Below are 19,091 nucleotides of genomic sequence, written 5' to 3' on the forward strand. Positions count from 1 at the left end.
CACAGGGCTGCGCCTTATTTATATTTTTTTTCTATCGCCGCATTGCTGCCATCGCGCTCCATGTCTTTCAGTATCTGATTGAAATGATCCACCTTCTCCTGCGCCATGCCGGGATGACAGGCCAGGTACATCTCAGTCTGGTTGAACTGGAATAAAGGCACGATTTGCTGCTGCAAGCCCTGTTGTTTCAGGATGGATAAACCCAGCAATTCACCGGTCGCCCAAAAGTCAAACCGGCGGTACAGCAATTTACGTGGATTATCGGTGTCATAGCTGGCCAGATCGACTTTGTAAGAACGGCTGGCCAGATATTCAGCCACCGCGTCATTGCGGTATCCTCCCAGCGTATAGGTACGCAGTTCTTCCAGTGTTTTCGGATGACGGGTGTCATCTGCACGCGCAAAAATCACCCAGTTGTTTTTGACCAGCGGCCCTATCCATTTGAACAGGGCTTCGCGCTCAGCGGTACGGGTAGTAGAGAACACGCAGGTATCAGGATCACGCTGCCCCATCTGATAAGCACGTGACCAGGGCAATAAACGTAAGCTGTATTTTTCTCCGGCACGTTGCATCAGTTGCCGCACTTTATCTGTTGCAATTCCTGAAATGTCTGCGCTACCATGCTGCTGCATGTTAAAGGGCGGGTAATCCTCTGTGACCAGCGTGAGCTGGCCGGTGCCATTGCCAGTGGACTGTACCTGCGTCTGTGCTTGTGCCTGAACCATCGTCATGACAGACATGGCCCATGTAGCGATCAGACACAGACAGGGTTTGCGCACGTATCCACCTTTCCATTATTCAGCCGGATTGTGCAAAGCTTACTAAATTTCAAAAGAGAAACAAGTGCGGCAAGGAAAATATTAACAATGTTCACATTGTGATGGATAGCAGCAACAAAATCCGCAGGGTGCATCAGCCTTTCCAGGTGCGCTGTAAACCAGTATCTGCATGTATCCAGCCACCATTGGCGCTGGCCCGGTAATAAAACCCGACCCCCCCCTGGCGAAAACTTTTGACCAAACCGCCCAATACCTCTTCATGCAGGTTGCCAATCCGGATATCAGCGGCTTTACCATCCATATGCAGGGATTTGCGCGCGGCCGGAACGCCTTGCTCTATCAGATGCTTATTCGATTCCGGGGTGCGGTAGCCGGACAGGATTTCCAGCGGCCGGGTCAGGCCAAATCTGGCTACGTAGGCTTGAGTCGCCCACAGCGTTTCCAACAACTTAGGATCGATAGGCGCGGTTTTCTTACCATGGACATCGCGCAGGATATGGCACAGCTCCTGATACGCCGCGTCCAGCATTTCACCATCTTTCCAATACAGCAAACGACTGCGTTCACCCGACGCCGGACGGATAAAGTCTATCGTGCGGGGTTTGACCCAGAAATCCAGATCCAGAGTCTGGGCATCGAATAATTCCGGTGGCGGTTCCAGCGAAGAACTTTTCTCAATGGGAGGATCTGCAGCAAAGACACGGTTCACGGTCAGGCCGGCAGCTGTCAGGATCAGGCTTTGTTTGAGCAGTTGGCGTCTGGTCGGCATAGAAAATCAGGGTAAGAAAATGTGAGCACAGTATACACATTATGGCTTAATTTCAGGATACCGCGTGACTATACGATTGAAACCAAGTGGTACTTTTCGCGCTTGACGCTGCGATTTATGCAATCTATCGCAAAGCCACTGCGAAAATTGGGTGAAGCCGATTACACTGAGGCTTCATTGATTGTTTCTCAATATCCAATTTATATTTATTCCCTACCTATCATGTTGAAAACCCTGACCCTGAGCAGTCTGTTCGTTCTGGCGCTAAGCGCCTGCGAAGTCAAAGTGAATGGCGTTGACATCAAAGCCAACGGAAAAACCACCACGCAACGCGTAGAAGTCGCTGATTTCGACAGCGTGCAAAACGAGAGTTTTTTTGATGTCGTGATCACCCAAGGCCAGAAAAGCCCGGTAGAGATCACAGGCGATGAAAAACTGGTACCTGAGATTATCGCGGTCGTGGAAAACAAACGCCTGGTTATCCGCACCAAGAGCAAGTCATATCGTATGAGCTGGACTAACAGGCCTGGAACGGTATCGGTCAGTACTCCCGTATTGTTGAGCCTGTTGCAATCGGGTTCGGGCGACATCGAAGTGCGTGCTCTCAATAACGAGCAATTCACACTGGAACACCATGGCTCGGGCGACGTGAAGGTGTCCGGAAAAACCGGCAACTTGAAAGTCATGTCAGCCGGCAGCGGCGAACTGCAGCTGGACATGCTGCGCGCCGGTGCCACCGAACTCGATTTGAATGGCTCGGGCTCGGTCAGCCTGGCAACCGTCGCGGGTGAACTCAATGCGCGCCATACCAGCAGCGGCGATCTGCACGTCAGTGACTTACAAAGCGTAGCAGTCAAACTCAGTCATTCGGGCTCAGGAAATGTTGAGTTACGCGGCCCGGTCAATGGTCTGCAACTGGAACACTCTGGTTCCGGCGATGTCGAAATCTCTGGTGTGAGCAGCAAAATTGCTGATTTGCAGTTACACGGTTCAGGCGAGTTGCGTCTGCGCGGCGAGACCGATGAATTGAAAATGACACTTAAAGGTTCAGGTGACGTGGATATCGACCAACTGAAAACAAGCAGTCTCTATCTGATTAATCAAGGCCCGGCGAATATCCGTGTAGGCGGTGTGCAGCAACAATTGCAGGCCGAGCTCAGCGGCTCCGGCGATCTGGAAGCAGATTTTTCTTCTAACGCCCAGATCGATCTGACCATGCGAGGTTCAGGCAAGGTCAATATGCAAGGCAAGGCAAAATCCCTGCGTGCCCAGATCAGTGGCTCTGGTGACCTGGATGCAGAGGGTTTGCTGCTGGAGACCGCGCGCGTGCAAGTGACTGGTCCCAGTCAAGCCGTGGTCAATGTGAAAAAAGCCGGCGGCTCGCGGCAAGTTAAGATAGACCGGACTGGTGTGCTTGACTGAGCAAAGTACCCAACCATGAGGGCGCCGCCAGACGCTCAGGCTCAGTCAGCAAGCTGGCATCGGTTATATGCAACATACTGTCAAAAGTAGACTAAGAAATCTGAATCCACAGAAAAAAGTCAGCTAAGATGCAAATGATGACTTTTATCCCCACTGGTCGCCGGCCCAGTGTGGACAGTCAAATTCTTGCCTACTGTTGACAATGTCTATTTTCAGAAATGTCCCGGCATTGCGCCGCCTCACCTACAGTAGCCTGGCTTGCTGCCTGGCTCTGACAACCCAGATCAGCCGGGCCGGTAACCCTGCTGACTTTCTGACTTTACTGGTCAGTGAAGAAACCGATGCGTATGGCAAAGTAATTCCTTTGTCCGAGCAACATATCCAGCTGTTCCGCAGTCTGAGTAAGGAAATGCAGGTACAGCTGCTCGTCCAGCGCTATCCCTGGAAACGCGCGCTCGAAAAGGCATATCAGGGCGAGGGCATGATATTTGGCATTTCTCCCACGGCCGAAAGACGCAGCAAACTGGACTTTTCCCAAGTGGTCTATACCGAACGGGTACACCTGATCACTCGCTGTCAAAACCATTTTCGTTATGAAAAACTGCAGGATTTAGCAAATAAGCGCATCGGTGTCGTACGCGGAACCAGCTATGGTGAAACGGTCGACCAACAAATGGGTAAGCTGTTTCAGGTCGAACAGGACACCAGCCGTTTGTCAGGCCGCATGACGAAATTACTGCAAGGTCGCATGGATGGTTTTTTTCACTACAGTTATCTACATCCCGCTGCACTGGAAACCAGCCTGAATCACTACTATTTTTCAGAAATTCAGGGTCAGGCCAGCCAATCCGAGAAACTGTTCTGCGTACAGTCCAAACCCATCTCCAACGTCGACATCCATTTTGCGATCCGCCATGACATCAATCAGGACAAACTACAAAAGCTGGATGCTGCCCTGATCAAACTCAAACAAAGCGACGCATTCCAGAAAATGTTCAGCCAGTGAGGCAGGTTCAGCCTTAGTCAGGCCAGCTCAGAACTGACGGCGAAGACCAAAATCATGTTGTAACACCAGACGGGTGCTTGCAATCAGACTATTCAAACCCAGCACCAGCGGCAACAAATGGTCTGCTGCGATCAGCCAGACCTGGCCACGTGGCGGCTGCACACCAGTAATCGCGCTCAGTACCGGTGCTACCCAGGCTGCTTCCGGCAGCATGTCGAGCAAGATATCGCCATCGCCATTGGTGTGCAGATACAGCTCGCCGCCATGCAATAAAGTCAGACACACACCCTGCCCCTGCGACTGCTGTTGTGGCGGTATCAGCTGCTGCAGCTCACGGTTATACAAATCCAGCCAGGCTTCCGCCTCATGGATATCTTCCAGCACGACCCAGGGCAGGTCAGGATAGCGCTTTACTTCCGTTTTCATTCCATCTACTTTGCAATTAAGACCGACACACGGTCGTTGAGGGACTTTCCATATCCGGCAGACACCGATGTCAGGCCGGGACGCAGATTGTAATGGATGGCGGTATCAACGGGGCAAGCCTTCATTGCTATCCGGCCTGAAAAATCATCACATAACCCTCACCCGGAGAAATTTCAGCGCATGGCACCAGCACACAGCTGGATCAGCCTGTTTTCTCTTTGTTGTAAGGTATACACTGCGCGGTTTCGTATATTTCACTATCATGCAAGCTGCCGCCAGATTTCATGACGCTCAGAATAGTGTTCATGACTTACGGCTTACCCAGAATTTTTGTAGTTACCTCACTGGAGAGTCAACATGAAATTACAACTTTCGCTGATCGCCCTATTGTCAATCGCCGCTGCGAACGCCAACGCGCGTACAGAGATCAGCCTGAATATCGTCGATGAAAAAGGCGTAGGCACCGCCATAGGCAGTATCTCTGCCGTCGATACCAAATACGGGCTGGTGTTGACACCCACATTGCGTGGCCTGACTCCAGGTCTGCATGGTTTTCATATCCATCAAAACGCCAGCTGCGATACCAAAGAAAAAGACGGCAAACTGATTCCTGCGCTGGGCGCCGGCGGCCACCTGGACCCGGCAGGCAGCAATAAGCATGGCGAACCTTGGGGCGACGGGCATTTAGGCGATCTGCCACCGCTATTCGTCGATGCCACAGGCAATGCAACACAGCCTGTGCTGGCACCGCGCCTGAAACTCGCCGATCTGGCCGGACGCTCCGTGATGGTACATGCCGGTGGTGACAACCATTCTGATCATCCTGCACCGTTGGGCGGTGGCGGTGCACGCGTCGCTTGCGGCGTCGTGAAGTAAGCCAACCCGACGATCCAGCGTGGCATGCAGGCCACAGCCACGAATGGCGCCAGCCTGCATTCCTAATCCAATTCATCCTACGATGGATGTGATGCACTGAACAGCGCGGAGTAGAGCTGATTCAAGCGCACTGACCACCGGCTATGACGGAGAACTTTGATGCAAGAATCCCAGAATACTGTGCAAATCCTGTGGCTCAGTGAAGTGGAAGAACATGACTACCCGGCTGCAGAATCCTACCTCAGCATTATCTACGCTGAAAACAAGGCCAGGGAGCTGGTTGCAAAACTAAGAGATGCTGCCATCGTCCAATTCAAGGCTAAAGATATTTTCAGAGCCTCCCAATTATCTTTGCTCGGTGTCAGTAATTCGCATGTAGAAAAAGACAGGAAAAAAATCAGAAAAGGCAACAGCCTGTCACCGTTGCTATTAGTCAGAGATGAAGCGAATGCCAAAGTCATCATCGCTGATGGCTATCACCGACTCTGTGCTGTGTATGGATTTGATGAGGATGAGCTCATCCACTGCAAAATTGTTTGAATTCTTACACCCAGCACCGAATACGGAAACGGCATAGTCGCTTTTAATTAAGCCCCGGTGATGATGCGCTTCAGCGTGCATACGGCTCTTTGCCGTGGCAACGTTCAGCACCTGACCAAGTTTGAACGTCACACTCTCCTATGAACATCTCGGACTTTCTCTCTGATCGTGGAATATTCATGCTGAGAATAATGTTTACAAACGTAAGCCCCCTTCAAAAGTACCATCTGCCTACTTAATCTGCCTCACCTGCACCCCACGTTGACGCAGTAAATCGGTCAGGCTGTTTTTGCCGGACAGGTGGCCGGCGCCAACGACGATGAACAGGCGTTTTCCACTGTCCATCATGCTCAGGATTTTTTCAACCATGGGCAGGTTTCTGTCGTCGAGCAAGGACTTCATGGTTTTGCGCGAGCCTTCGTCTTTATTCGCGATGTCTTCCATGATAGTGGCCAGGGTCTCGGCATCACCACGTTTCCACGCGTCGATCATGAACTGGGTATCGCGCAGGGCTTCACCGTTTTTCATCGCGCTCAGGGTTTGTGCCAGCATGGCATCGCCTTCTTCATCGCTGAGTCCACCGAGTACCTGGGCCTGAAATTCCATGCTCTCCAGTTCGACCACGGTTTTCTTATCTTTTTTGGCACGCTCGATGAAATGCAAATCCACGCCCAGACGCGGGTCATAGCCGAGTTGAGAAAACACGCCCATCATCAGGCCGGTCGCAACGATGGCGGGCTTCAATGGCTGGAACTGCGCGGAGGCAGCACCTACGGTTTTACGCAAGTCTTCCCAGGTCGATTTTTGCAGATGGTTTTCCAGTTTGTCGCCACCGCTGTACATCAGCAAAGGCATGGCTTTCAGATTGGCCTGGGCATCGCTGCTGTCGACCTCCACAGCCAGCGTATCGGCTTGCTGATAGGCTTGCTGTACCGCTTCAGGAAAAGGATAAAAGCTTTTTTTAGCCAGATGTACCGAGCCAAACAGATAGGCGGTTTTCCCACCTTGAACGACTTCCCATAACACGCCCTTGGCCGGGCTTTCCGGTGTGCGGCTGGCACCTTCGGCCAGCACGCTGCCAGCGATCAGCAGGCTGCCACAGACCGCAGCCAAACCTTGTGATATGCGACGCAACAATGGGAGAGTTGATATCATGGTGTTACCTGCCTGATGAAGTATGGTTCATATCCTGCGGCTTACAACGGATTGGTATCTTTGGGCTGACTGAGCAGGGCTTTGAGATTCGCCAGTCTTTCTTTGGGCGTGAGTATCTCGTTTTCTTTGGGTGGGGCATCGCCCTCATCCAATTTCATTTCTTTGATAAAGCGCGACGGGTCACAATGTACCGGTGCACCGGCGCGTTTGCGCTTTTTGCACCAGGTCACATGCAGACTGCGCTGGGCGCGTGTGATGCCAACATACATCAGCCTGCGCTCTTCTTCTATGCGCGCGGCCAGGGTTTCTATCGGGGCGTCGCTGTCGCCTTTATGCGGCAGTATGCCTTCTTCCACGCCGACCAGAAATACATGCGGATATTCCAATCCCTTGGAGGCATGCAGGGTGGACATGCGCACCGCGTCCGGCTCTTCGTCTTTGCCTTCCATCATACTCATGAGCGCGACCATCTGAGTCAAATCGAGCAGGCTGCGGTGATCGTCGGTGCCGTCTTTGCCGCCACTGCCCTTGGTTTTCAGCCACTGGGTAAAGTCGAGCACGTTCTGCCATTTGTTTTGCGCAGCACGATCATCAAAGCTGTCGTACAGATAGGCTTCGTAATTAATTTCTTTCATCAGGTCGTCCAGCAATTGCTCCGCATGGCCCTCACGATGGGCATGGGCCTCGACCTGATTAATAAAGGTACAGAATTCACGCAGAGGGCGCAGCTGGCGATCAGTCAGTTTCGCTTCTATGCCACCTTTGAACACGGCAGAAAATAAGGAGCACTGCCATTGTCCGGCAAACGCACCCAGCACTTCCAGCGTGGCCTGACCAACGCCACGTTTGGGTGTCGTAATAGCACGGATGAAGGCCGGATCATCGTCTTCATTGGCGATCAGACGCAGATAAGCGATGATGTCCTTGATTTCAGCGCGGTCAAAAAAACTCTGACCACCGGAGATGGTGTAAGGAATACGTTCGCGTCGTAAAGCCTGTTCGATTACACGTGCCTGATGGTTACCGCGATACAGAATCGCGTAATCCGAAAATTTGGCACGTCGCTCGAAACGGTGTGCCGATAACATAATCGCAACCTGCTCAGCCTCTTGTTCATCATCGGCCATGCCCAGCACTTTGATGGGATCACCTAAGCCATGTTCTGACCATAGGGATTTTTCAAACAGCTTGGGATTATTGCCGATCACCGCATTGGCTGCCTGCAGGATGCGGGTGGTGGAGCGGTAGTTTTGTTCCAGCTTGATGATTTCCAGATTCGGAAAATCAACTTGCAGGGTTTTCAGGTTTTCTATGGTGGCGCCGCGCCAGGCGTAGATCGCCTGATCATCGTCGCCCACCGCAGTAAACATGGGCTTCTTGCCTATGCCAGTCACCAGCAGCTTGACCAGTTCGTACTGGCAGGTATTGGTATCCTGGTATTCGTCCACCAGCAAATAGCGCAGGCGGCGCTGCCATTTATCGCGTACCGCTTCATTGTGGCGGAACAGCTCGACCGGTAAGCGTATCAGGTCATCGAAATCCACTGCCTGATAGGCCGACAGGGTGGCGACATAACTCGCGTAAATCCGCGCCGCCGTTGCTTCATCGTCGTCTTTGGCCTGCTGCAGCGCCAGCTCAGGCGTGATCAGCGCATTTTTCCAGAGCGACATGGCAGTCTGTATGCGGCGTATCAATTGCTTGTCCGTGGTGATCGCCAAATCCTGTACCAGTGAAAAGCAATCATCGCTGTCCATGATGGAAAAGCGGTCTTTCAAACCCAGCGCCTGCGCTTCCTGCCGTAAAATTTTGACGCCCAGCGAGTGAAAAGTGGACACCGTCAATTGCCGCGCCTGGCGTGGCTCTGCCAGTAGTTTGCCTATCCTTTCCTGCATTTCCAGCGCTGCCTTGTTGGTAAAGGTCAGCGCAGCGATGTGTTTAGGATCGTAACCATGCAATTCGATCAGGTTCACGATTTTTTGGGTAATCACGCGGGTCTTGCCGGAGCCGGCTCCGGCCAGCACCAGACATGGGCCGTCCATGTAGTTGACTGCATTGCGCTGGGGGGCATTTAATCCGTGTGACATAACTCGCTCTTCTGGTTGAGCGACGTATTCTAGCCCAGAGCGGGAACTCTTATCGGAATTCCGATACTAAGCAGCGCAATAGCGCTCAATCAGCCTGACAAGACGAAAAAAAACGCCACGCAACGGGTGGCAACAAAGGGGAATGACATGGATCAGCAACATCAGGCCGGCCGTCGCCGTGCAATCACAGGTTTACTCACGATGCTGGGTGGTGTCAGCCTCAGTCCGCTGCTGAAGGCGGCGGACGCCATACCAGCGGCGGGTCCGGCACGGCTCAGCGAAGCAGAGATGCAAACTGCGGCATGGATACGCGAGCATGCACTCAGCGATAACCGCAGCTATGAAATTCTGGAAAGCCTGACCACCGAAGTCGGGGCGCGCCTGGCTGGCAGCGAAGCCGATCTGCGTGCGGTGGCCTGGGCCGAAGCCAAAATGCGTGCGTTAGGGCTGGACAAGGTCTGGAAAGAGCCGGTGCAGTATCCGGTCTGGCAGCGTTTGTCGGAACTAGCCAGTGTGATCAGTCCTTATCCACACCGCTTACAGGTCACTGCGCTGGGTCACAGCGTATCGACACCCGAGGGCGGCGTGCAGGCCGACATCGTACGCGTCGCCAGCCTGCAAGACTTAAAAAATACCGATCCGGCCAAAGTACACGGCAAGATCGTGTTCATCGACCACAAATTAAAGAAATCGGCAGACTATGGCGAGGTCGCTGCGGGCCGTTCGCGTGGCGCCTCGGAGGCAGCACGTAAAGGTGCGCTGGCACTGGTGATACGCTCGGTCGGGACCGACAGCCACCGGCTGCCGCATACCGGTGTGATGCATTACGATGATGATGCACCACGCATTGCTGCCGCCGCGATCTCGAATCCCGATGCCGATCTGTTAGTGCGCATGCTGGACCGAGGCGAGCCGGTGCGGCTGGATTTGCGCATACAAACGGCGATGGGTGGTCACTTCACCTCGTATAACGTGATCGGTGAATTGCGCGGCAGTGAGCAGCCGGATGACTATGTGCTCATCGGTGGTCATCTGGATTCCTGGGATCTGGGCACGGGTGCGGTCGATGATGGTGCAGGCTGCGCCATCACGCTGGGTGCGGCGGAGTTTTTACGGCGTCATCAGTTGCGGCCACGCCGCAGCATACGTGTGGTGTTGTATGCCAATGAAGAGCAGGGCCTGATCGGCGGCCGCGCATACCATACCGCACATCGCCATGAGATCAGCCGCATCCAGGCTGCCTCAGAAGCCGATTCGGGTCAGGGACCGGTCAAGATGTTGCGTTCCGATGTGCGCCCAGCCGCATTGGCGGTAGTCGGCCAGATACAACAGGTACTGACTGGACTGGGCGTCAATGCCGGTGGCAATCAGGCCCATCCGGGGCCAGACATGGGCGTGTTACGCGAAGCGGGTGCCGCCAGCTTCAGTCTGGATATGCAGGCCGATGATTACTTCGATCTGCATCATACAGCTGACGATACCTTCGATAAAATCGACCCGGCACGCCTGCGCCAGTCCTGCGCTGCGTTTGCCGTGTTTGCGTGGATGGCTGCGCAATCGCCAGTGGATTTTGGCTCCGGTGATGCGTTAATTCAGAGTCGTAAAACCCGGACTGCAGGCTGAATCAGGGTTAACATCAGGATTTTGTACAGCGGCCTGAAGCACAACGCTGTGCCTGGATTCAGGCACAGCGCAACATACAGCAACGCAAACTCCGGTAAACTATGCCCAACTTGAAAGGGCAACCCATGAAATTTGAACATCTGGTCGAAATCAACGACCTGCTCAACCCCCTCGCTTACTTCATCACACGCGAACAACTGTGGCGCGGACTGATACTGCGCGCCGAAGCGCCGAAAATGTTTATTCCCTACCTGGATGAGGCACTGATCGCAGACCGTAGTGACGTCAGCATGCAGCGCACATTGAAGTACGGCGCGCTGGAAGTGCGTGACAGCGTGACTTTCGAGCATCAGCAACATGTGCATTACGCGGTACCAGCCCAGGGTGAAATTACCGCGTCCACATTGCGTATGCAAATTGAAGAGCCACAGGATCAGCGGCTGTTCCTGCGTTTTATCTATGACGATGGCATGCCGGAGGCGCAAGACCAGGAAAGCAAGATGTACAACGACTACCGTAAATCCGCTTACCAGGAAGCGGATATCGATACCGTCAAAGTGATACGTGAACTGGCTGAGGCGGGCAGGCTGGATGCCTTGCCTAGCTGAGTCAAAAAAAATCTTGCCAGACAAACACATGGACTGATATTTTTTTGTTATTATTAAAATTAACAGAAAATAATCAGGGCTCATCCGCTCATCCCGAAAGTGATTGCCAGCTTCTGTCTACGGTGATGCAGATACAGTCCTCAATGCCACCAGGAGACTGTCATGCGCAAGCACTATTCAACATCCCTACTGAAACAAAGCGGTATCGCGGGCATGCTGCTGAGTCTGAGCGCCTGCGGTATTGGCTCCGATATTGCCAACGATATGGGAAACGCGCTCGGTGCCGGGATTGCCTGTGCCTTGACGAATTGCAAAGACTCAGCGGATGTGAGCTTGCAGGATATTTCCATGCATTTTATCGTCACGCAGCGTAATGGTGTGGTACAGGTCGATGGAGGTCTGGGCCAAAGTGCCAACCTCCTGACCGTGGTTCGCCCCAGCGGCGGTGATCAGCTCAGCGCCAGCTCCAATGGTCAGACTGTGATGCTTAGCGATATAGATGGAACGCGTTATAAATATCGCGCACAAATCCCGGATGCGAGTGTACAACCTGTCGTCACTGTGAATTTCATCAGGGCTGGTACCGCCTATCCGAATATGGTCACACTGCCAGCAGTATTCAGCATCGTGAATCCTGCTGGCCCTGTCACCCTGGCACGCAGTGCAGGCAAACTGCGGGTCCAGTTCAGCCGCAGCATGCCGGATAACGTGGCTGTCGGCGTCACCATGAAATGTACGCGCTACGATGGCAGCAGTTTCAACGAGCAATCAGATCTGCCATATAAGCTGGATCCGGATGCCTACCGCATTGACACCCTCGATCTGGACCGCGCACTAAATGCGCGCAGCGTAGCAGCCAATAACAATAACGCGAATACCGCACTGGTGAGTTATTGTGATCTGGAATTGATCTGGACAAATTACACGACTGGTACTACCCACCCTAGTCTGAATAAATACAGCAATATCCGTGGCCAGCGTAGCGCCAGCCATCAGGTATTTTATGATGCCAGGATTTAATTCAATTCCTATGAGAAATTTTTCGATGAAGAATTGTTAAATGACATTCCAATATTTCATTTTTGACAAAAATTAACAGCCACGATCAGGATTGCTGCCCTAGCATGCGGGAACTGGTGAACGACTCAGTATCACCAAGAACTTAATTGACAGGAGAATCGACATGAAACGATATGCAGCAGAATTTTTCGGCACTTTCTGGCTGGTGCTCGGTGGCTGTGGCAGTGCAGTGCTGGCGGCCGCTATTCCCGGCGTGGGTATAGGCTTGCACGGGGTATCTTTGGCATTTGGTCTGACGGTACTGACGATGGCGTTTGCAATTGGCCATATTTCAGGTTGTCATTTGAATCCCGCCGTCTCTGTGGGCTTGTGGGTAGGTGGACGCTTCCCTGGCAAGCAATTGTTACCTTACATTATTGCTCAGATCGCCGGTGGATTACTGGCCGGTGGCGTACTGTTGCTGATCGCCAGCGGCAAACCTGGCTTTGATATCAGCGCAGGCTTTGCGCTGAATGGTTATGCCGAACATTCGCCTGGCGGCTATTCCATGGTTGCAGCACTGGTCACTGAAGTGGTGATGACGGCCATGTTCCTGCTGGTGATTATGGGCGCCACGGATGCACGCGCACCGAAAGGGTTTGCACCTATCGCCATCGGTCTGTGCCTGACCCTGATACATCTGATTAGTATTCCTGTCACGAATACCTCAGTCAATCCGGCCCGCAGTACCGGCGTCGCCTTATATGCAGGTGGCTGGGCGGTGGAACAACTATGGCTGTTCTGGGTCGCTCCCGTGGTTGGTGCCGTGATAGGTGCAGCTGTGTATAACTTCCTGGCCAGCGCAGAAGACTGATACAAAAGCTTTGATGACCTTAGTATGCTTAGAAGTGTTTAAGCATGCTTAAAAAAACGGCAGCTGCAAAGCTGCCGTTTTCTTTTCCGCCGCGCATGGCGAATAGCGCCCTCAATTTGCGCATGCTGAATTGCACAACATGCACAACAAAGCCCTTACAATGCTGCCATCACGATCATTTCTGCTGGGAATTGGATATGGCATTGGAACACCTTTCTTATGGCTCGGACGCGACCGGTTTAATTTGCGGCTATTTGTTCTGTGCCAATCAGGCGGGTAAAGCGATTTCCAGCGAAGAAGCCGCACATTGGCTGCAACAGCGCCAGCTTGCGGATGATGGCAGCTTTATCTGGCTGCATTTCAATCTCAGCAATGTGTCAACAGAAAAATGGTTGCATGAACATGCGGAAGCGCCCGAAGAATTTTTTGAAACCCTGCATGAAGGCTCACGCTCAACCCGGATAGAGCATGCTGACCGGCATCTGATCGCGGTGGTGAATGACGTCGTGCATGATTTTTCCTACGAAGCCTCAGACATCGCCACCCTGTGGATATGTCTGAATCAGGGCATGATGATCAGCACCCGCCGCACCTCACTCAAAGCCGTCGATCGTTTGCGCCATGCGGTCAACCATGGTGAGCGCTTTCATTCACCAACGGATTTACTGATCCATTTGCTACGCGATCAGGCTGATGTGCTGATTGGCATCGTCCGTACCGTGATTCGCAAAGTCGATGAAATCGAAGACCATTTACTGGCTGAACGTCTGAATCATAAGCGCGCTAATCTGGGTGGAATACGCCGCGTGTTGGTGCGCTTGCAAAGGTTGCTCGCGCCGGAACCTGCAGCCTTATTCCGCCTGCTACAGAAGCCACCTGCCTGGGTTGCCGAAAGCGATATTCAGGAATTACGGCAATCCACCGAGGAATTTGCGATGGTACTCAGTGATATGGCCTCTTTGCAGGAAAGAATCAAATTGCTGCAGGAAGAAATTGCGGCCAGCGTCAACCAACAAAATAACCGCTCATTGTTCGTATTGACTATCGTCACGGTACTGGCGTTACCGATCAATATCATCGCCGGTCTGCTGGGTATGAACGTAGGTGGAATTCCGCTGGCACAACATGAATTTGGTTTCTGGATCGTGGTTGCGATCGTCATCAGTTTTACCCTGATCGCCGGGTGGCTCGCATTCCGTAGCCGGCGTGAGGACTAGGGACAATCATCTTATTGTATGAAAATGATTATTGCGTGTCGCACGCGGCAATCTTGTGCGGAAAGCCGCATTCCTTGCAGAACAACAATTCTGCATGGCAATGTACTAATTGTTGCCATGCTTTGATGTAACATAGGGCGCTCAGACTATTTAGCATTTTCTTAAGAGATGAATGCCGCCTTAAAACAAGATGAGTACAGCAGGAACTATGACTGATATTCAGACCCAGTTTATTGATGTATCCCTGCTTAGAATCGGGATGTTTATCTACCTGGATATGGGGTGGATGGACCATCCATTTCCTGTAAGTAATTTCAAAATCAGCAGCCAGGAACAAATCAATACCATACGTTCGTTAGGTCTGGAGCAAGTGCGCTATGCGCCTGAAAAAAGTACGCCAGCGCCTGAACCCGTCGGGGCTGCAAATGACCGCCTGACCCCTGCTGCTCAGGAATCCGAACAAAGCCGGGCTGCCAGACTGCGCCGTGAATTACTGGCTAGCCAGGCGGCCAGCCTGCAAGTCTGTGAAAAACAATTCAATCATGCGGCCCAGACCTTGCGGCAAGTGAACGAACAGGTGCATGCGCAACCTGAGCTGGCTAAGGAGTTGACGGAGCAATTAATTCAGGCCTTCCTGGGTGAAGTGCTGAGTGAAGATGAAGCTGCAATACGCTTGCTGTCAGAAAAAGCTGGTGAAAAAACCTCGCTGCACGCAATTAATGTGACTGTGATTTCCCTGCTGCTGGGAAAAGCCATGCAACTGAGCAAAGCCGACATGCTGCAACTGGGCTTGGGCGCGCTGCTGCACGATATTGGCAAAGTCAATTTGCCCGACCGTCTGCGCTGGATGGATGAACATTTCAACCATGCGGAAAAACTGCTTTTCCATGAGCATGTGAGCCATAGCGTCGCGCTGGCACGTAAGATGGCACTGACCCCATCGGCGATGTTACTGATCGCCCAGCATCATGAATTTATCGATGGCAGCGGTTATCCCAGCCGCGTCAACGGCGATAAAATTTCACCTCTGGCGCGCATTGTCGCACTGGTCAATCATTACGATAATCTGTGCAATCCGTCTAATCCTGCACTTGCAGTCACCCCCCATGAAGCCCTGTCCCAGATTTTTACCCAGGGTAAGGCGCGCTTTGATCCAGCCACACTGACGGCTTTTATCCGCATGATGGGTATCTACCCACCAGGCTCAGTGGTACAACTGACCGATGACCGCTATGCATTGGTGGTATCGGTGAATTCCAGCCGCCCGATCAAACCCAAAGTCATTATCCATGATAGCCGTGTGCCACGCGAAGACGCACTGGTGATCAATCTGGAACATGAAAAGCAGCTGGGTATACATCGCAGTCTGAAACCCTTACAACTTCCGAAGGCGGCTTACGACTATCTGTCGCCACGCAAACGTCTTTGCTATTTCTTTGAGCGTGGGCTGGAAGCCGGCGCACCGCTGGGAGAAGGCATATGAAGCCACATCAACTTCAGGCACTGATAGAGGGCATGCTGGAAGCAGTCATTCTGGTCGACCCGATAGAATTGAAAATCATCGCGGCTAACCGCCAGATACATCAGATATTGCAATTGCCAGAAAACTGCTTACACGGCAGCTCAGTGATCGATATTGCGGCTGCACCTGAAGATGTGTTTTTTTGGGAGGATGTGGCAGCTGGTTTATCCGACAGTATTTATTCTGAAACCCTGTTACGCCGGGCCGATAACAGCGTAGTGCAAGTTGAACGCCGGGTCAGTCTGGTCAAAGTCGGCATGGACAGCTCTGTGTACGTAGTCGCTATTTGCGATCACTCTGATCAGCGTCATGTCGAAAATGAGTTGGAAAAACTGATCGCTGAATTGCGCGCCACACTGGAATCCACGGCGGACGGCATACTGGTGACAGATATGGAAGGTGGCATCCGCAGCTACAATCACTTGTTTGCAGAATTGTGGGGATTGCCCGATAAGCTCATGACGCAGCGCGACGATGCCGCGATCTATGCATGGATGGATAAGTGCATGATCGATGCCGAGCATTATACGGAGCGTCTGGGGACGATCACACGCTCTCCCCTGATGGAAGCAACCGATGTGCTGGTACTGCGCTCCGGAAAAATACTGGAGCGTGTTACCTTGCCGCAGTATGCAAGAGGCAGACCGATAGGCAGAGTTTTTTCTTATCGTGACATTACCCAAAAACTGGAAGATGAAGCGCGCCTGCAACTGGCGGCCAAGGTATTTGAGTCCAGTACTGATGCGATTTTTATTACCGATGCCGATCAGCGCATCATCACCACCAATCCCAGTTTTGAACGTCTGAGCAGCTACCACGAAGATGAGATGCGGGGCAAAACGCCGCGTGAGTTTTTTTCATCTGAAAGTAATGCAGACCTGATCGACCAAATCCTGCAAAAGCTGGAACTCGCTGGTTTCTGGGAAGGGGAATTATGGAATCGGCGCAAAAATGGCCATGCCTATCTGTGCATGATCACTCTGGTCCGGGTGCAGGATCAATACGGTAAAACCATCCATTACATCGGTTTTTTCAAAGACCGTACCGAAACCCATCTGGCAAAACAACGCATCGAAGAGCTGGCGTTTACCGATGCGCTGACCGGTTTGCCAAACCGCGTCTTACTGGCGGAACGGATCAAACAATCGATTACGATTGCCAGCCGCAAAAACGGGACCTTCGCCTTACTGTTTCTGGATCTGGATCACTTCAAACAGATTAATGATTCGCTGGGCCATCCTTTCGGTGACCGCGTCTTACTCGAAGTGACTGAACGCCTGAAGCACTGCATACGTCAGGTCGATACCGCCGCGCGTCTGGGCGGTGACGAATTTGTATTGTTGCTGCATGAAGCCAATGCAGAGGGCGCAGAAATCTGTGCCCGCCGCGTACTGGAAGAACTGACCGCGCCAATCTTGTTAGACAGCATGAGCTTTACCGTCACATCGAGTATCGGTATTGCGATGTTCCCGGGTGATGGCGCCAATATGGCGGATCTGATTAAGAATGCTGACAGCGCGATGTATCACGTCAAAGAACGTGGCCGCTCGGATTTTCGTTTTTATCAAAAGAAAATGAATATCGGCCTGTTGTCACGGATGAAGCTGGATCATGCCATGCGTCAGGCTCTGGAGCGACAGGAATTCCGGCTACATTACCAGCCGCAGATCCATCTGAAAACCGGGCGGATATTTGGTGCTGAAGCGCTGATACGCTGGCATGACGAAGAGCTGGGTGAGATCAGTCCTGCGCAGTTTATTCCGATTGCGGAAGAATCCGGTGCCATCGTCGCTATCGGTCACTGGGTGATGCGTGAAGCCATTTCCCAGGCGGCACAATGGCGTCGTGCCGGCCATCAGATATGTATGGCATTCAATGTCTCAGCCCTGCAATTTCAACAGGCGAATTTTGTCAGCAGTGTGGCGCAGACGCTGGAAGAATATGATGTTGCAGCGGATGGTATCGAATTAGAGCTGACCGAATCTGTCCTGATACGTGACGCCGAAGAAACCCTGCGCAAACTGGAAGCCTTGTCACAGCTGGGTGTACGCTTGTCGATCGATGATTTTGGTACCGGCTACTCCAGTCTCAGCTATCTGAAGCGCTTCCCGATTCATAAGCTGAAAATCGACCGTTCTTTTGTGGATGATTTACCTGACGATGACAGCGATGTCGCTATCGTGACAGCGATTGTGCATCTCGCCCACGCTTTACAGAAACAAGTGATCGCTGAAGGTGTGGAAACTGAACAGCAACGCTGCTTACTCGATCGTTTGCAATGCGATGAGTATCAGGGCTTTCTGTGCTCACCGGCTGTCAGCGCGACTGAATTTGAGAATTTGTTCTTATCTGGTCAGGGTTTGAGCTGCCAGTTGCGGGTTTCTTCCTGAATATCGGCGATTTGTTCAGCGGTCAACGCACTGCTGACCAGATCGCGGCTATCCATTGCTTTCAAGCCTATCTGCAAACTGGCTGACAGCAGATACTGATAACCGGTCAGTAGGTTTTTTTCCACGCCCTGGCCATACAGATACAGCATGCCTAACTGAAAACTGGCCGACGACATGCCGCGATCAGCCGCCTGACGGAACCAGTAAGCCGCCTTGGCCTCGTTCCGGTGCACACCTCTGCTATCACGATACATCATCGCCAGGTGATATTGTGCGCTGCTGTTACCCTGATTGGCCGCAGCCTCATACCAGCTGGCTGCCTGTTGATAATTCTGGGTGACACCGCGTCCATTTTCATACAAAAAACCCATAATCATCTGCGCGGAAGAAAATTGCTGACGCGCGGCCATATTCAGAAATTCCAGGGCCTTCCCCTCATCACGCTCATTCCCCTCGCCAGTCAGGTACAACAGTCCAAGATTCGTCTGAGCACCCGGATGCCCCTGTAGCGCAGCGCGGTTCAGCCAAAGTTTGGCATCTTCTATACTTTGAAAACCCAGATCACCATTCAAATACAGCAAACCCAGTGTATTTTGTGCCTGCATATCGCCTAGCATTGCCCAGCGCTGCAGCAGGCTTTCATCATCCTCGAACTCGTCATCGCTCAGCGCGCTGCCACAAGCGAGCAATATCGTCAGGCACAATAAAAGATGGCGCATTTTTTTCATGCTGGCCTACCCCGTTTTGACATGGTGTACAAAGTGTACGCATTTCTTTTAAGAATCATATATCTCTGTACTT

At 52.4% G+C, this 19,091-nt stretch carries 17 protein-coding genes; 11 read left to right on the forward strand and 6 right to left on the reverse strand.

Annotated elements, in window-relative coordinates; translation table 11 throughout:
- Window positions 1-14 precede the first annotated feature (14 nt).
- Entirely contained in the window at window positions 15-779 is a 765-nt protein-coding gene (locus tag H8K47_RS01005) for a substrate-binding periplasmic protein (RefSeq protein ID WP_186879559.1), read from the reverse strand.
- Between the two features lie 133 nt (window positions 780-912).
- The gene (locus H8K47_RS01010; protein ID WP_186879560.1) at window positions 913-1,548 is read right to left on the reverse strand and encodes a YcbK family protein; all 636 of its coding nucleotides are present in this window, start codon (window positions 1,546-1,548) and stop codon (window positions 913-915) included.
- Window positions 1,549-1,665: 117 nt separating this feature from the next.
- On the opposite strand from H8K47_RS01010, the gene H8K47_RS01015 reads away from it, so the two are divergent.
- Together H8K47_RS01015 and H8K47_RS01020 are read left to right on the forward strand one after the other, a co-directional pair.
- Window positions 1,666-2,970, forward strand: coding sequence for a GIN domain-containing protein (locus H8K47_RS01015; protein ID WP_186879561.1), 1,305 nt, complete (start codon window positions 1,666-1,668; stop codon window positions 2,968-2,970).
- Window positions 2,971-3,172: 202 nt separating this feature from the next.
- Window positions 3,173-3,976: a substrate-binding periplasmic protein gene (locus H8K47_RS01020; protein WP_186879562.1), complete on the forward strand. Its 804-nt coding sequence runs from the start codon at window positions 3,173-3,175 to the stop codon at window positions 3,974-3,976.
- 27 nt (window positions 3,977-4,003) lie between these two features.
- On the opposite strand, the gene H8K47_RS01025 is transcribed toward H8K47_RS01020, so the two are convergent.
- The gene (locus tag H8K47_RS01025) at window positions 4,004-4,402 is read right to left on the reverse strand and encodes a hypothetical protein (protein ID WP_186879563.1); all 399 of its coding nucleotides are present in this window, start codon (window positions 4,400-4,402) and stop codon (window positions 4,004-4,006) included.
- A gap of 357 nt (window positions 4,403-4,759) precedes the next feature.
- Here H8K47_RS01025 and sodC point away from each other — a divergent pair, with 357 nt between their 5' ends.
- Window positions 4,760-5,278, forward strand: coding sequence for a superoxide dismutase family protein (sodC, locus tag H8K47_RS01030; protein ID WP_186879564.1), 519 nt, complete (start codon window positions 4,760-4,762; stop codon window positions 5,276-5,278).
- 180 nt (window positions 5,279-5,458) lie between these two features.
- Entirely contained in the window at window positions 5,459-5,818 is a 360-nt protein-coding gene (locus tag H8K47_RS01035) for a hypothetical protein (protein WP_329604114.1), read from the forward strand.
- A 231-nt stretch (window positions 5,819-6,049) separates the two neighbouring features.
- On the opposite strand, the gene H8K47_RS01040 is transcribed toward H8K47_RS01035, so the two are convergent.
- A complete protein-coding gene (locus H8K47_RS01040; RefSeq protein ID WP_186879566.1) occupies window positions 6,050-6,973 on the reverse strand; it encodes a TraB/GumN family protein in 924 nt (307 codons plus the stop codon).
- 41 nt (window positions 6,974-7,014) lie between these two features.
- Window positions 7,015-9,057, reverse strand: a complete 2,043-nt coding sequence (locus tag H8K47_RS01045; protein WP_186879567.1) for a UvrD-helicase domain-containing protein — start codon at window positions 9,055-9,057, stop codon at window positions 7,015-7,017.
- A gap of 147 nt (window positions 9,058-9,204) precedes the next feature.
- Between H8K47_RS01045 and H8K47_RS01050 the strand changes: the two genes are divergently transcribed.
- From H8K47_RS01050 to H8K47_RS01080, 7 genes are all read left to right on the forward strand, one after another.
- A complete protein-coding gene (locus H8K47_RS01050) occupies window positions 9,205-10,680 on the forward strand; it encodes a M28 family peptidase (RefSeq protein ID WP_186879568.1) in 1,476 nt (491 codons plus the stop codon).
- Between the two features lie 125 nt (window positions 10,681-10,805).
- On the forward strand, window positions 10,806-11,288 hold the full coding sequence (locus tag H8K47_RS01055; protein ID WP_186879569.1) for an SRPBCC family protein: 483 nt from the start codon (window positions 10,806-10,808) through the stop codon (window positions 11,286-11,288).
- A 162-nt stretch (window positions 11,289-11,450) separates the two neighbouring features.
- Window positions 11,451-12,308 carry a hypothetical protein gene (locus H8K47_RS01060; RefSeq protein ID WP_186879570.1) on the forward strand — a complete coding sequence of 286 codons (858 nt, stop codon included), beginning with the start codon at window positions 11,451-11,453 and terminating at the stop codon, window positions 12,306-12,308.
- A 163-nt stretch (window positions 12,309-12,471) separates the two neighbouring features.
- On the forward strand, window positions 12,472-13,161 hold the full coding sequence (gene aqpZ / locus H8K47_RS01065; protein WP_186879571.1) for an aquaporin Z: 690 nt from the start codon (window positions 12,472-12,474) through the stop codon (window positions 13,159-13,161).
- Between the two features lie 197 nt (window positions 13,162-13,358).
- Window positions 13,359-14,378: a transporter gene (locus tag H8K47_RS01070; RefSeq protein ID WP_186879572.1), complete on the forward strand. Its 1,020-nt coding sequence runs from the start codon at window positions 13,359-13,361 to the stop codon at window positions 14,376-14,378.
- Between the two features lie 208 nt (window positions 14,379-14,586).
- Window positions 14,587-15,861, forward strand: coding sequence for an HD-GYP domain-containing protein (locus tag H8K47_RS01075; RefSeq protein WP_186879573.1), 1,275 nt, complete (start codon window positions 14,587-14,589; stop codon window positions 15,859-15,861).
- The gene (locus H8K47_RS01080) at window positions 15,858-18,290 is read left to right on the forward strand and encodes a sensor domain-containing protein (RefSeq protein ID WP_186879574.1); all 2,433 of its coding nucleotides are present in this window, start codon (window positions 15,858-15,860) and stop codon (window positions 18,288-18,290) included. The genes H8K47_RS01075 and H8K47_RS01080 overlap by 4 nt, the downstream gene beginning before the upstream one ends.
- On the opposite strand, the gene H8K47_RS01085 is transcribed toward H8K47_RS01080, so the two are convergent.
- The gene (locus H8K47_RS01085; RefSeq protein ID WP_186879575.1) at window positions 18,254-19,009 is read right to left on the reverse strand and encodes a tetratricopeptide repeat protein; all 756 of its coding nucleotides are present in this window, start codon (window positions 19,007-19,009) and stop codon (window positions 18,254-18,256) included. The two genes, H8K47_RS01080 and H8K47_RS01085, sit on opposite strands and share 37 nt — an antisense overlap.
- Window positions 19,010-19,091: the final 82 nt, after the last annotated feature.

It is taken from the genome of Cognatundibacterium rugosum (assembly GCF_014284365.1).
Lineage (GTDB): Bacteria > Pseudomonadota > Gammaproteobacteria > Burkholderiales > Burkholderiaceae_D > Undibacterium > Undibacterium rugosum.